The 13,698-nt window shown below is 70.9% G+C and carries 12 protein-coding genes; 9 read left to right on the forward strand and 3 right to left on the reverse strand.

Annotated features, from left to right (window positions below):
- Positions 1 to 42 precede the first annotated feature (42 nt).
- Both paaK and OG718_RS47440 read right to left on the reverse strand, forming a co-directional pair.
- Positions 43 to 1,338: a phenylacetate--CoA ligase PaaK gene (gene paaK / locus OG718_RS47435; RefSeq protein ID WP_328847097.1), complete on the reverse strand. Its 1,296-nt coding sequence runs from the start codon at positions 1,336 to 1,338 to the stop codon at positions 43 to 45.
- Between the two features lie 188 nt (positions 1,339 to 1,526).
- A complete protein-coding gene (locus tag OG718_RS47440) occupies positions 1,527 to 3,146 on the reverse strand; it encodes an acyl-CoA synthetase (protein WP_143633780.1) in 1,620 nt (539 codons plus the stop codon).
- A 187-nt stretch (positions 3,147 to 3,333) separates the two neighbouring features.
- Here OG718_RS47440 and OG718_RS47445 point away from each other — a divergent pair, with 187 nt between their 5' ends.
- From OG718_RS47445 to OG718_RS47465, 5 genes are all read left to right on the forward strand, one after another.
- Positions 3,334 to 4,134 carry a crotonase/enoyl-CoA hydratase family protein gene (locus OG718_RS47445; protein ID WP_143633782.1) on the forward strand — a complete coding sequence of 267 codons (801 nt, stop codon included), beginning with the start codon at positions 3,334 to 3,336 and terminating at the stop codon, positions 4,132 to 4,134.
- A 103-nt stretch (positions 4,135 to 4,237) separates the two neighbouring features.
- Positions 4,238 to 5,179 (forward strand): Zn-ribbon domain-containing OB-fold protein, encoded by a 942-nt coding sequence (locus OG718_RS47450; protein ID WP_328847098.1) that lies wholly within the window; start codon positions 4,238 to 4,240, stop codon positions 5,177 to 5,179.
- On the forward strand, positions 5,180 to 6,244 hold the full coding sequence (locus tag OG718_RS47455; RefSeq protein WP_143633786.1) for a thiolase domain-containing protein: 1,065 nt from the start codon (positions 5,180 to 5,182) through the stop codon (positions 6,242 to 6,244).
- Positions 6,241 to 7,407, forward strand: a complete 1,167-nt coding sequence (locus OG718_RS47460) for a thiolase domain-containing protein (RefSeq protein ID WP_143633788.1) — start codon at positions 6,241 to 6,243, stop codon at positions 7,405 to 7,407. Before OG718_RS47455 ends, OG718_RS47460 begins: the two co-directional genes overlap by 4 nt.
- An 83-nt stretch (positions 7,408 to 7,490) precedes the next feature.
- Entirely contained in the window at positions 7,491 to 7,733 is a 243-nt protein-coding gene (locus tag OG718_RS47465) for a DUF397 domain-containing protein (protein WP_055617755.1), read from the forward strand.
- Between the two features lie 208 nt (positions 7,734 to 7,941).
- On the opposite strand, the gene OG718_RS47470 is transcribed toward OG718_RS47465, so the two are convergent.
- Positions 7,942 to 8,622 (reverse strand): pyridoxine/pyridoxamine 5'-phosphate oxidase, encoded by a 681-nt coding sequence (locus OG718_RS47470; protein ID WP_143633789.1) that lies wholly within the window; start codon positions 8,620 to 8,622, stop codon positions 7,942 to 7,944.
- 67 nt (positions 8,623 to 8,689) lie between these two features.
- Here OG718_RS47470 and OG718_RS47475 point away from each other — a divergent pair, with 67 nt between their 5' ends.
- The 4 genes from OG718_RS47475 (at position 8,690) to OG718_RS47490 (ending at position 13,682) form a co-directional block, all read left to right on the forward strand.
- A complete protein-coding gene (locus tag OG718_RS47475; RefSeq protein WP_328847099.1) occupies positions 8,690 to 9,283 on the forward strand; it encodes a CGNR zinc finger domain-containing protein in 594 nt (197 codons plus the stop codon).
- A gap of 9 nt (positions 9,284 to 9,292) precedes the next feature.
- Positions 9,293 to 9,715 carry an ACT domain-containing protein gene (locus OG718_RS47480; protein ID WP_143633793.1) on the forward strand — a complete coding sequence of 141 codons (423 nt, stop codon included), beginning with the start codon at positions 9,293 to 9,295 and terminating at the stop codon, positions 9,713 to 9,715.
- 110 nt (positions 9,716 to 9,825) lie between these two features.
- The gene (locus OG718_RS47485; RefSeq protein ID WP_328847100.1) at positions 9,826 to 12,852 is read left to right on the forward strand and encodes an ATP-binding protein; all 3,027 of its coding nucleotides are present in this window, start codon (positions 9,826 to 9,828) and stop codon (positions 12,850 to 12,852) included.
- Positions 12,853 to 13,184: 332 nt separating this feature from the next.
- On the forward strand, positions 13,185 to 13,682 hold the full coding sequence (locus tag OG718_RS47490) for a hypothetical protein (protein WP_055610485.1): 498 nt from the start codon (positions 13,185 to 13,187) through the stop codon (positions 13,680 to 13,682).
- Positions 13,683 to 13,698 lie beyond the last annotated feature (16 nt).

Here is a 13,698-nt window from a genome sequence, read left to right on the forward strand (position 1 = left end):
CTGCACCGGCTCCGCGGTCCGGGGCCGGTGCGGACGGCAGGCCTAGCGCGGGCGCAGGTCCATGATCCGCTTGATCTTCCCCACCGACCGTTCCAGCGACTCGGGTTCGACGATCTCGACGGCGACCGAGACGCCGATGCCGTCCTTCACGGCCGCCGTGATGGCACGCGCGGCCGCGTCGCGGATCTCGGGCGTGGCACCGGCCCGGGCCTCGGCGCGCACGGTGAGCGCGTCGAGGCGGCCCTCACGGGTCAGCCGCAGCTGGAAATGCGGGGCGACGCCCGGTGTGCGCAGGACGATCTCCTCGATCTGGGTGGGGAAGAGGTTCACGCCGCGCAGGATGACCATGTCGTCACTGCGCCCGGTGATCTTCTGCATCCGGCGGAAGACCCGGGCGGTACCGGGCAGCAGCCGTGTGAGGTCCCGGGTCCGGTAGCGGATCACGGGCATGGCCTCCTTGGTGAGCGAGGTGAAGACCAGCTCGCCCTCCTCGCCGTCCGGCAGCGATTCGCCGGTGATCGGGTCGACGACCTCCGGGTAGAAGTGGTCCTCCCAGACGTGCAGTCCGTCCTTCGTCTCGACGCACTCCTGGGCGACTCCCGGGCCGATCACCTCCGACAGGCCGTATATGTCGACCGCGTCGATCGCGAAGCGTTCCTCGATCTCCCGGCGCATCTCCTCGGTCCAGGGCTCGGCGCCGAAGACACCCACCCGGAGCGAGGTGTGCCGCGGATCGACGCCCTGCCGCTCGAACTCGTCGAGGAGCGTCAGCATGTAGGAGGGCGTCACCATGATGATCCCGGGCTTCAGATCCTGGATCAGCTGCACCTGGCGGGCGGTCATGCCGCCGGATGCCGGAATGACCGTACAACCGAGCCGTTCTGCGCCGTAGTGGGCGCCGAGCCCACCGGTGAACAGCCCGTAGCCGTACGCCACATGCACCGTGTCACCGGGCCGGGCGCCGGCCGCGCGGAGCGAGCGGGCCACCATGTCCGACCACATGGAAAGGTCGTTCTCGGTGTAGCCGACCACCGTGGGCCGCCCGGTGGTACCGCTCGACGCGTGGATGCGGCGGATACGGTCCCGCGGCACGGCGAACATCCCGTACGGATAGTTCTCGCGCAGGTCCGCCTTCGTGGTGAACGGGAAGCGGGCCAGATCGGCGAGCGAGTGGCAGTCCTCGGGCCGGAGCCCCGCCTTGTCGAAGGAGTCCTGGTAGAAGGGCACGTTGTCGTACGCGTGCCGCAGCGATGCCCTCAGCCGTTCCAGCTGGAGTGCGCGCAGGCCCTCCGCGTCGAGCCGCTCGCCCTCGTCCAGCAGGTCCGTCGAATCCGCCATGGGGCCGCTCCCTCACCAAACGATCCATTACGGGCGACCGATCATTCGGTCGCTCTGCTCCGGATCAGTAATTCAGGGGTACGGACGGTCGTCAAGACATGGGGCGGCCACAGGGGAGGGGCGGGTCCCTTGCGCGGCGGTACGGCGGAGGAAGCGGCCGCCGTACCGCCCTGCTGCTTTCGGCAGGTCTAGTGAGCGGCCTCCGCCGCCACCGAGCGTGCCCACCGGTAGTCGGCCTTGCCGCTCGGGGAGCGCTGGATGGAGTCCGTGATCACCAGCTGGCGTGGGATCTTGTAGCCCGCGAGATGGGTGCGGCAGTGGATCTGGATGTCGTCCAGGGACGGCTGCCCGGCGCCGGTGCGCAGCTGCACCACGGCCGCCACGTGGTTGCCCCACTTCTCGTCGGGTACTCCGGCGACCAGGGCGTCGTACACATCGGGATGCGACTTGAGCGCCTGCTCGACCTCCTCCGGATACACCTTCTCGCCGCCGGTGTTGATGCACTGCGAACCGCGCCCGAGGACCGTGACGACACCCTCCTCGTCGACGGTCGCCATGTCGCCGAGCAGCACCCACCGGGCGCCGTCCTTCTCGAAGAAGGTCTCGGCGGTCTTCTTGGGGTCGTTGTAGTAGCCGAGGGGCACATGGCCGCGCTGGGCCACGCGACCCACCTCGCCGACGGGGACCGGCTCGTACGTCGCCGGATCCACCACCTGCGTACGGGAGTTGACGCGAATCCGGAACCCGCGGTCGGGGCCCGAGTCCTCCGTCGCCGTGCCGTTGAAGCCGGACTCGGAGGAACCGAAGTTGTTGAGCAGCATCACGTTCGGAATGAGCGCCTGGAACTGCGCGCGCACCGTCTCCGACATGATCGCGCCGGAGGAGGAGACGCTGAACATGGACGAGGTGTCGGTGCCCTTCATGGGCCCGTTCAGCGCGTCGATGAGGGGCCGCAGCATCGCGTCACCGACCAGCGACATGCTGGTGACCTTCTCCTTCTCAATGGTCCGCAGCACCTCCTCGGGCACGAACTTGCGGTGGATCACGATGCGCTGGCCGAAGTTGAAGCCGATGAAGGCGGTGAGGGTCGAGGTGCCGTGCATCAGTGGTGGCGTGGGGAAGAAGGTGATCCCCTCGCCGCCGGCCGCGACCCGCTCGGCGAGTTCCTCAGGCGTCTTCACCGGCTCGCCGGTCGGAGCGCCACCGCCCAACCCCGAGAAGAACAGGTCCTCCTGACGCCACATCACGCCCTTGGGCATTCCGGTCGTGCCACCGGTGTAGATGATGAACTGGTCGTCGGGGGAGCGGGGCGGGAAGCCGCGCTCGGACGATCCGGAGGCCTCGATGTCGGCGAAGTCCACCGTCGGCAGTGAGGGTGCGTCCGGGGCGGGGGCGCCGACCCGCACGAGATGCCGCAGCGCCGAGGCGCGTGGCAGTGCCGCCGCGACCCGTTCGGTGAACTCCGTGTCGAAGACCAGTGCCGCCAGATCCGCGTCCCGGTAGAGGTAGACCAACTCCTCTTCCACGTATCGGTAGTTGACGTTGACCGGCACGACCCTCGCCTTGAGGCAGCCGAGGACGGTCTGGAGATACTCGATGCCGTTGTAGAGATGCAGCCCGAGATGCTCACCAGGGCGTATGCCGCTGTCGATCAGGTGGTGGGCGACGCGGTTGGCCGCCGCGTCCAGTTCTGCATAGGTGAGCCGGCGCTCCGCACCCGTACCGGGGTGGTCGATGTAGACGAGCGCCTCGCGGTCGGGGACCACGTCGACGACCGACTCGAACAGGTCGGCAAGGTTGTACTCCACCGCTCCTCCTGACGCCGGCAAGCTTCGACGAATGGACGTGCGTCATCGCTTCGCCGGTCATCAGAGCAAAGCCCGGCACAACTGTGAAGGGTCCGCGCAGAAGAAATCTGACTGACTGTCAGAAAACCCTTGAACTGGCCCCTCCGCTCCTGCAACCTGTTCTCGTTCCTGAGACGGGAGGACGGCAATGGGTGGGACGGAACACCTCACCGTGCAGCGCGAAGGCGCCACACTGGTGCTCACGCTCAACAGGCCCGAGGCCAAGAACGCGCTCTCGCTGCCGATGCTGGTCGGTCTGTACGACGGCTGGGTCGAGGCCGACGCGGACGACGCCATCCGCTCGATCATCCTCACCGGCGCGGGTGGCGCGTTCTGTGCCGGCATGGACCTCAAGGCCCTCGCGGGCAAGGGGATGGAGGGCCAGCAGTACCGGGACCGCCTCAAGGCCGACCCCGATCTGCACTGGAAGGCGATGCTGCGGCACCACCGGCCCCGCAAACCCGTGATCTCCGCGGTCGAGGGCCACTGTGTCGCCGGCGGGACGGAGATCCTCCAGGGGACCGACATCCGGGTCGCGGGGGAGTCCGCCACGTTCGGGCTCTTCGAGGTGAAGCGCGGTCTGTTCCCGATCGGTGGTTCGACGGTCCGCCTCCAGCGGCAGATTCCGCGGACGCACGCGCTGGAGATGCTGCTCACCGGCCGTGCCTATTCGGCGCGGGAGGCCGCCGGCATCGGTCTGATCGGGCATGTCGTCCCCGACGGGACGGCCCTGGAGAAGGCCCTCGCCATCGCCGGGCAGATCAACGCCTGTGGGCCGCTCGCCGTCGAGGCCGTCAAGGCGTCCGTGTACGAGACCGCCGAGATGAGCGAGTCGGACGGGCTTGCCGCCGAGCTGAAGCGGGGGTGGCCGGTCTTCGACACGGCCGATGCGAAGGAGGGTTCGCGGGCCTTCGCGGAGCGGCGTCCGCCGGTTTATCGGCGGGAGTGAGTTCTGCCGGATGCCGGTCCGAGGCTGCGGGTCCGTTGTGGCTGGTCGCGCAGTTCCCCGCGCCCCTGACGGGGCGCAGCCCCCTGCTCTGTGAGGAGACCCCGTGCCCGAAGTCCTCAAAGCACCCCTGGTTGTCGAATTCCCCTTCACCCGATCCCTCGGGCCCGTCCAGAGTGCGTTTCTCACCGGGCTGCGGGAGCGGGTCGTGCTCGGGGTGCGGACCCGCGACGGGCGGACGCTGGTGCCGCCCGTCGAGTACGACCCCGTCACCTCCGACGATCTCGACGAGCTGGTCGAGGTCGCGTCCACCGGGACCGTCACCACGTGGGCCTGGAACCACGAACCCCGCCGGGGCCAGCCGCTGGACACGCCGTTCGCCTGGGTCCTGGTGCAACTGGACGGCTCCGACACCGGCCTGCTGCACGTGCTCGACGTTCCGGGCCCCGACGCCGTACACACCGGGATGCGGGTCCGCGTCCGGTGGGCAGAGGAACGTTCGGGGGCCATCACGGACATCGCCTGCTTCGAACCCCACGACGGTGCCGGCGCCGAACTCACCGGCAGTGACGGGCGGTTCGAGGACATGGTGACCGGCATAGTGGCGCCCGCCCGCCTCGACTACACCTACTCGCCCGGCCGCGCCCAGTCCGGCTACATCAACGCGCTCTCCGACCGGCGGGCCGTCGGTGAGCGCTGCCCGTCCTGCCGCAAGGTGTACGTCCCGCCGAGGGGTGCGTGCCCCACATGTGGTGTGGCCACATCGGAACAGGTGGAAGTAGGGCCGCGCGGCACACTCACCACGTACTGCATCGTCAACATCAAAGCGAAGAACCTCGACATCGAAGTGCCCTACGTCTACGGGCACATCGCCCTGGACGGCGCCGACCTCGCACTGCACGGACGCATCGGCGGAATCCCCTACGACCAGGTGCGCATGGGCCTGCGCGTCGAGCCGGTGTGGACGGACGGGGGCCGCTACCCCGACCACTACCGCCCCACCGGCGAACCCGACGCGGACTACGACACGTACAAGGAGCTGGTGTAGATGCCCGCGCCGAGGCCGCTGAGGGACATCGCCGTCGTCGCCTTCGCCCAGACCGACCATCTGCGCACCACCGACGAGCTCTCCGAGGTGGAGATGCTCATGCCCGTCCTGCACGAGGTCCTGGACCGGACCGGGCTCAAGACCAGCGACATCGGCTTCACCTGCTCCGGCTCCTCCGACTATCTCGCCGGCCGCGCCTTCTCCTTCACGATGGCACTCGACGGTGTCGGCGCCTGGCCGCCGATCTCCGAGTCGCACGTGGAGATGGACGGGGCGTGGGCGCTGTACGAGGCCTGGACGAAACTCCTCACCGGCGAGGCCGACACCGCGCTCGTGTACGCGTACGGCAAGTCGTCACCCGGCTCCGTGCGCGACGTACTGACCCGGCAACTGGACCCGTACTACGTGGCACCCCTGTGGCCGGACTCCATAGCCCTGGCCGCTCTGCAGGCACAGGCCCTCATCGACGCGGGCGACACGGACGAGCCCGCGCTCGCCGCCGTCGCCGACCGCAGCCGTGCCTCTGCCGCGGACAACTCCCATGCGCAGCTGAGGGGTTCGGTGCCGCGGGGCGACTACGCCGTACGTCCTCTCCGTACCGGCGACTGCCCTCCCATCGGTGACGGAGCGGCCGCGGTGATCCTCGCCGCGGGGGAGCGGGCCCGTGAACTGTGCGAGCGGCCCGCCTGGATCCGGGGCATCGACCACCGCATCGAGGCACACGGCCTCGGCGTGCGGGACCTGACCGACTCGCCCTCCTCGCGACTGGCGGCGGAACGGGCCGGGGCCTTCGAACAGCCCGTCGACACCGCCGAGTTGCACGCCCCGTTCAGCTCCCAGGAGGTCGTGCTGCGCAAGGCCCTGCGGCTGGACGACAGTGTCGACGTCAACCCGTCCGGGGGGCCGCTCGCCGCCAACCCCATCATGGCCGCGGGGCTCATCCGCATCGGCGAGGCGGCCGCCCGGATCCATCGCGGCGACTCCGACCGGGCGTTGGCGCACGCCACTTCGGGTCCGTGTCTGCAACAGAACCTGGTCGCCGTACTGGAGGGAGACCCGCGATGAGCAAGGAGCCCGTGGCCGTCGTCGGGATCGGCCAGACCAAGCACGTCGCGGCCCGAAGGGACGTGTCGATCGCGGGACTTGTCCGCGAGGCCGCCCAACGCGCTCTCGCGGACGCCGAGTTGACGTGGGCGGACATCGACGCCGTCGTCATCGGCAAGGCGCCCGACTTCTTCGAGGGCGTCATGATGCCCGAGCTCTACCTCGCCGACGCCCTCGGCGCGGTGGGCAAACCGATGCTCCGCGTCCACACCGCGGGCTCGGTCGGCGGATCCACCGCGCTCGTCGCGTCGAACCTCGTCGCGGGCCGCGTCCACGGCACCGTACTGACCCTCGCCTTCGAGAAGCAGTCCGAGTCGAACGCCATGTGGGGCCTGTCCCTGCCGATCCCCTTCCAACAACCCCTGCTCGCCGGCGCGGGCGGCTTCTTCGCCCCGCACGTACGCGCCTACATGCGACGCACCGGCGCCCCCGACGGGGTCGGCTCTCTCGTCGCCTACAAGGACCGCCGCAACGCGCTCAAGAACCCCTACGCGCATCTCCACGAGCACGACATCACGCTGGAGAAGGTCCAGGCCTCGCCCATGCTCTGGGACCCGATCCGCTACTCGGAGACCTGTCCTTCCTCCGACGGCGCGTGCGCGATGATCCTCACCGACCGTGCCGGAGCGGCCCGTTCGCCGCGCCCGCCCGCCTGGATGCACGGCGGCGCGATGCGCAGCGAGCCGACGCTCTTCGCGGGCAAGGACTTCGTCTCGCCGCAGGCCGGCAAGGACTGCGCGGCCGACGTCTACCGGCAGGCCGGCATCGCCGACCCCCGCCGCGACATCGACGCGGTGGAGATGTACGTCCCGTTCTCCTGGTACGAGCCCATGTGGCTGGAGAACCTGGGCTTCGCCGCGGAGGGCGAGGGGTGGAAACTCACCGAATCCGGGGTCACGGAACTCGACGGGGACCTGCCGGTGAACATGTCGGGCGGGGTGCTGTCCACCAACCCGATCGGGGCCTCCGGGATGATCCGGTTCGCGGAAGCCGCACTTCAGGTGCGTGGACAGGCCGGAGAGCACCAGGTCGACGGTGCCCGCCGGGTCCTCGGACACGCCTATGGCGGCGGGTCCCAGTTCTTCTCGATGTGGCTGGTCGGAGCCACACCGCCCACCTCTTGAGGCTGTCCCCCTCACGTGGCCTGTGCGGGGCAGTGACCGAAAGCTAGGCTGGCCGCGGACGACGAACCGGGAGGAGCACGGACGTGGCCGAGAGCACCATCCAGCAGCACCCGCTCGCGGGCTGGGACAAGCCGGAGCTTGACCTCAGCAGCGCCGACTGGCATTCCAGCAGCCGAGGACAGGGGGATGTCCAGATCGCCTTCGTCGAAGGCTTCATCGCGATGCGCAACAGTGGCCGCCCGGAAAGCCCCTCCTTGATCTTCACGCCCGCGGAATGGGGCGCGTTCGTTTCGGGGGCGCGGGAGGGGGAGTTCGACCTCACGTGAGAGGACGTGGGGGAGCCTGACCCGACGAGAGGGGCGTATTTCTTCCCCTGTCCGGGCCACGCGATCTTCGGCCGTTTCCCGGGGCGGGGCCTGAGCGAGGTCGGCCCCGGGAAACCGAGGTCGCCGACGGGCCTTTCGCGGGCAGCCGGCCCGGTCAGGGCCGTACGCCTGCCGCCGTCTCGTCAAGGCTGTGCGGCAGCCGTCCCCTTCAGGGCCACAGCAACTGCTTGACCCAGCCCTCCCCGGAGCGCACGTACGCCAGCCTCGTATGCCGTCGCTCCTTGTCGCCCTGCCAGAACTCGACGGACTCGGGTCGCACCGAGAGCAGCCTCCAGCCGGGCGCCACGAGATCCGGCTCGGCCTCCAGGCGGGCCAGCGACTCCTTCACCGCCGCGTCGCGCTCGGCGAGGTCCGCGAGGGGCCCCGACTGACGGCCGAGCAGAGCCTCCGCGCGGGCACCGGCACTGCGTGCCAGGAAGTCGGCCGCACTGTCCTCGGGGCTCTCCGGCGCGACCGGTCCACGCACCCGGATCTGCCGTGCGAGGGGCGACCAGTAGAAGGTGAGCGCCGCGTAGGGCCGCTCCGCCAGATTTCGGGCCTTGACGCTGCCGCTGTCCGACGCGAACTGCCATCCGTCCGGACCGAGCCCCTTGAGGATCAGTGTCCGCGCCGTGGGATTCCCGTCGGCACCGGCCGTGGAGAGCGTCATGGCGTGCGGCTCGCGCACCCCGGCGTCCACGGCCGCCAGCAGCCATTCGGCGAACAGCTCCGTCGGCGTGTCCGGCGCCTCGGACGGGTCGAACGCGGGCAGCTCCCCCGCGAACACCTCAAGACCGCGCAGCAGTTGACGCAGATCCTCCACCGGCAAACTCCCCGCTCGCACGCTCATGGACGCGCTCGGGCGCCAAGGGGTGCGCACGTGCGCTAATGGATGCGGTTGACCGTATCATTAGCCCATGAACGTCTCGATCGGCGCGGACGCACACCTCGCCCTGGATCTCGCCCTCACCATCCGCCACGACGGCCATGGCGGAGTCGCCGACGACCTCGCCACCGCGGAGGGGCTCACCGCTTGGGTGCGCGAGCGTCCGGAAACCGGCGCCCACGGCTTCGAGGCCGACGACACGGACCTCGCTGCCGTACGGGACGTGCGCGCCGCCGTGCGTGCCCTGTTCGCCCGCGCCGTGCACCCCGGTGAGCCGAGCCCGGCCGACGCCGCCCGGCTCATGCCCGTACGGGACGCCGTCGAGCGGCTCAACTCCCGTGCTGCCCTGGCCCCGACGGTTCCCGTACTGTCGTGGACGGAAGGTGCCGACCCCGTCGTACGTCAGGAACCCACGGACGGCGACGCCGAGCTCACCGCGACCCTCGCCCGCGCGGCCATCGCCTTCCTCGCGAGCCCCGACCGACAGCGCCTGCGCGCCTGCCACGCGCCGCGCTGTGTGCGCTACTTCCTCAAGGACCACCCCCGCCAGGAATGGTGCAAGCCCTCGTGCGGCAACCGTGCCCGTGTGGCCCGCCACCACGAACGACACAAGAAAACGGCATAGCCTCCGGGTATGAGCGGTCCTGGCGGCAAGAGCGCGGAACGTGACCTCGGTCGACTGCTGAGCGGTATGGCACCCGCCCTGCATCCCGGCCGCTTCGTCTTCACCACTGTCCCGGGCGCCACGGCGCCCCCAGGACTCTCGCCGGTCGTGACCGTCGTCGAGGACGAGGGCCTCACCCTCGTCGTCGAACAGGAGGACGCCGACGCCGCACGTCTGACGTACGACTACGTGGCCGGCTGGATCACCCTGCGCATCCACTCCGCCCTGGACGCCGTCGGCCTCACCGCCGCCGTCGCCCAGGCGCTGGCCGAAGCGGGCCTGAGCTGCAACGTCGTCGCGGGCTACCACCACGATCACCTCTTCGTGCCGCACGAACGTGCCGCCGAGGCCGTGGCCCTTCTGGAACACCTGGCCGACCGCGCCGGTCAGTAACGGTCGAACGGGTCCACGCCACTGGCTCCGGGCGTACGCTGAGGTGCCTGTAGGTCACGGAGCGCACCGTCTCCCCGCGCCGGTCGCACCACCGTGGCAGGGGGTGCGGCATGGGTCAGCGCGGCATGTGGAGCAGAAGGACGCTCTTCGAGCGCGAGAGCGAACTCGCGGCTGTGGACGAGGCGTTGGAAGAGGTCACCGGACTGGAAACGGACGGCGGACGTACGCGTTCGGACGGCACCGGGCCTCGTCGAGATGTCACCGGCCCTCGTGGGGACGACACCGGCCCTCGTGGGGACGGCATCGGCCCAGGTCGGGACGCCACCGAACCGTACGACCGGCCCCGCGGCGGGCTGCTCGCCTTCGCCGGTCGCGCCGGAATCGGCAAGACCACACTTCTCGCCGAAGTGCGCCGTCGCGCCACCGCCAAGGGCTGCACGGTGCTGTCCGCGCGCGGCGGCGACCAGGAGCAGAGCGTCGCCTTCCACGTCGCGCGCCAGCTCCTGCAGCCCCAGCTCGCGGGCGTCCCGGAGGCCGAACTCCGTGCCTCGCTGGGCAGTTGGTACGCCATCGTCGGACCCGCTCTCGGCCTGTGCGCCCCCGCCGAGGGCGCACCGCCCGACCAGCAGGGCCTGCGCGACGGCCTCGACTGGGTGCTCACGCACCTCGCGGTCCGGCGTGCCCCGATGGTGCTGGTCCTCGACGACGCGCACTGGGCCGACGCCGAGTCACTGCAGTGGCTCGCCGCGTTCGCACCCCGCGCCGAGGAACTGCCCCTGCTGCTCGTCGTCGCCTACCGGCCCGACGAACTCCCGGACCACGCCGAGCCGTTCAGGGGCCTGCCCGGCCGGGCAGGCGGACGCCCCCTCGACCTGGAACCGCTGAGCGCGGTCGCCGTCGCCCATCTGGTGCGCGAGACCCTAGGCACGCAGGCGGACGACGCGTTCTGCCGCGAATGCTGGGCCGTGACCGCGGGCAACCCGTTCGAGGCCGTCGAACTCACCGCGAAGGTACGCGACCGCGGTCTGACCCCCACCGAGGACGGGGCGCATCTCCTGCGCGACCTGGCCGCCGCGGTCAAGGGCAGCGGACTCGTCGCCCGCCTCGAACGCCTCGGCACCTCCACCGTCCGCTTCGCCTGGGCCTGTGCCGTCCTCGGCACCGAGATCCCTCCGACGCTGGCCGCGGCCGTGGCGGGCCTCGGCTCGGAGGAGGCCGCCGACGCGGCGGACGCCCTGCGCGGCGCCCGTATCCTCACCGGCGCCGACACCCTGGAATTCGTCCACCCGCTCATCGCCACCGCCGTCTACCGGGCCATTCCCCGGGGAGTACGGGTGGCCCTGCACGGCCAGGCCGCCTGGTGCGTCGTCGACGCCGGCCTCGGTTCCGCCGCCGCTGCCCGGCATCTCATGGAGACCCACCCCGACGGTGACGTCTGGGTCGTCCAGCAGCTGCGTGCCGCCGCCCGGGAGACCCTGCGCGCCGGAGCCCCGGACGCGGCCCGCCGTCACCTCGCCCGCGCGCTGCGCGAACCCCCGCCCGGCGGGGAACGGGCCGCCGTGCTGTACGAACTCGGCAGCGCCTCCCTGCTCACCGAACCCGCGACCACCGTCAACCACCTGCGGGCCGCGCTCGAAGAGCCCATCGCCGACCCGGAACTGCGGCACAACATCGTCTACCGGCTCTCCCAGGTCCTCGCCCACAGCGACCGCCTCGGCGAGGCCTCCGACACCCTCTCCCGCGAGATCAAGGTGACCGGCGACGCCCGCGTACGGCTGCGCATGCAGTCCGAGCAGTTCATGTGGGACGCCTTCCGCGCCGACGAGCCCGACTCACCGGCCCGCTCCCGCCGCCTCGCCCGGCTCGCCGACCGGCTGACCGGCCGCGATCTCACCGAGCGCTATGTGATCGGGCTGCGCGCCTGGGACGCCACCCTGCGCGGCGAGCCCGCCCACATCGCGATCCACCACGCCGAACGCGCCCTCGCCGGCGGCTTCGGCTGGGCCGAGGCGGACCGCGGCTTCGAGGTCCCCGTCCTCGTCGCCCTCACCTTCATGTACGCGGACCGGCCCGGGCGCACCGAAGAACTCTTCGCCGCCGGGATCGCCGACTTCGAACGGCAGGGCTGGCGCGGGGCCCACCTGTCCTTCGGCTACACCCTCCTCGGGTACCTGCGCTTCCGCCGCGGCCGTCTCGCCGAGGCCGAGGACTTCGTGCGCGCGGGGCTCCGGCTGGCCGAACGCGTCGGGCCCGGCACGCCCGCCCACTGGTATGCGGTCGGCACGCTCATCGAGATCCTGCTCGCCCGCGGCCGGATCACCGAGGCCACCCGGACCGCCGAGGAGTACGCCTTCGGGGAACCGTTCCCCGCCGCCGTCGTCTTCCCCGACGCCCAGACCGTGCACGGGGAGCTGCTGCTGGCCAGGGGGCTGACGAAGGACGCGGCCGTCGAACTCGCCGCGGCCGGGCGTCGCCTCGACCCGCGCGGCATGCGGAATCCGTCCTGGTGTCCCTGGCAGCTGCACCTCGCCCGCGCGGAGAGTCACGATGCCCCGGAGCGGGCGGTGACCACGGCGTTCGAGGCCGTGGGCCGGGCCCGGCTGTTCGGTGCGCCGTCGGCGATCGGGCAGGCGCTGCGTGCCGCGGCCGACGTCTCCTCGGGCTCGACCCGGGTGAAACTCCTCGAAGAGTCCGTCGGCCATCTGGAACGCTCGCCGGCCGCGTACGAACTGGCCTGCGCCCTTGTCTCCCTCGGCACGGAGCTGCGGCGCTCGGGCCGCCCGAAGGAAGCCGCCGAGCACCTCTACCGGGGGCTGGAGGCGGCGGTGCAGTGCGGCGCCGACGGGCTTGTCGAGGCCGCCCGCGACGAGCTGGCCGCCGCGGGGTTGCGGCCGCGCCGTCTCCACAGCACCGAGACGGACACGCTCACCGCCCGCGAGCGCGCGGCCGCGGCACTCACCGTGCGCGGTCGCACCCTGTCCGGTATCGCCGAGGAGCTGCACACCGAGGAGCCGACGGTGGTGCGACTGCTGTCGGCGGTGTACCGGAAGGTGGGCACGGACCGGGCGGGGCTGGGGGCGGCGTTGAGGGCTGCCGAGGTTGAGGCCGGGGGAGAGGGAACGGCAGTGAAGGGCTAGTCAACGGGCGTGGGCCCATAGGCATGGGCATACGGGCGGTGCGCCTACCGGTGTGGGCCTACACGTGTGGGGCAACGGGCGTGGGCCTACGAGCGTGGGCCCACAGGCGGAGGCAAAGCCAACGCTTGTTGGCAAACGCTCGGTGGTGTGCGCCGGGGCCGGGGCAACGAGCGTTGGCAAACAGCCGATGACGGAAACGGCTCGAAGTCGCCAAGCGACGGTCAACACCTGTTGGTGGACCGGCCCCAGTCAACGCGTGATGGCCAACGTTCGCTGGCCAACGGCCGTCGACCCCACGCCCGTCCACCCCTCGGGGCACGTACCATTGCGGCATGTCCTTCCTCCGCCGCCGCAGCGCCACTCCCGCCGGGCCTGAATTCGACGTTCTGGCCATGGACCCGGGCGACTGGCCCGGCAATCTCGGCGCGGGCCTGCTGCCCGCGCCCGATGGAAGCTGCCAGGGTGTGTTCCTGCGCTACGACCTGTTCGGCGGCCGCGGCCCCGCGATGATCATCGGCAATCTGCCGGAGGGCTCACCGGCCCGGGACGTCGCCGAGGGAGAGGTCCCGTTCGAGGTCGCGCAGCTGCTGCTGGCGCTGGAGAACGAGGAAGAGGTCACGGTCGTCGGAGCCGAGGACATGCCGGTGATGCAGGGCGACAACCTCCTCATCGTGCGTCGCCTCAAGCTCTCCGAGACTCGGATCTCCTGCGTCCAGTTCGACCGCAGCGACAACGTCCTGGTGACGATCGCCGCCTGGGACCGCCCCATCACCGACGACCTGTACGCGCTCCTCAAGCCCCTGCCCGCGGAACTCTTCCAGCAGGGCTGACCCCGCCGTCCGCAGC

It is taken from the genome of Streptomyces sp. NBC_00258, from assembly GCF_036182465.1.
Classification (GTDB): domain Bacteria; phylum Actinomycetota; class Actinomycetes; order Streptomycetales; family Streptomycetaceae; genus Streptomyces.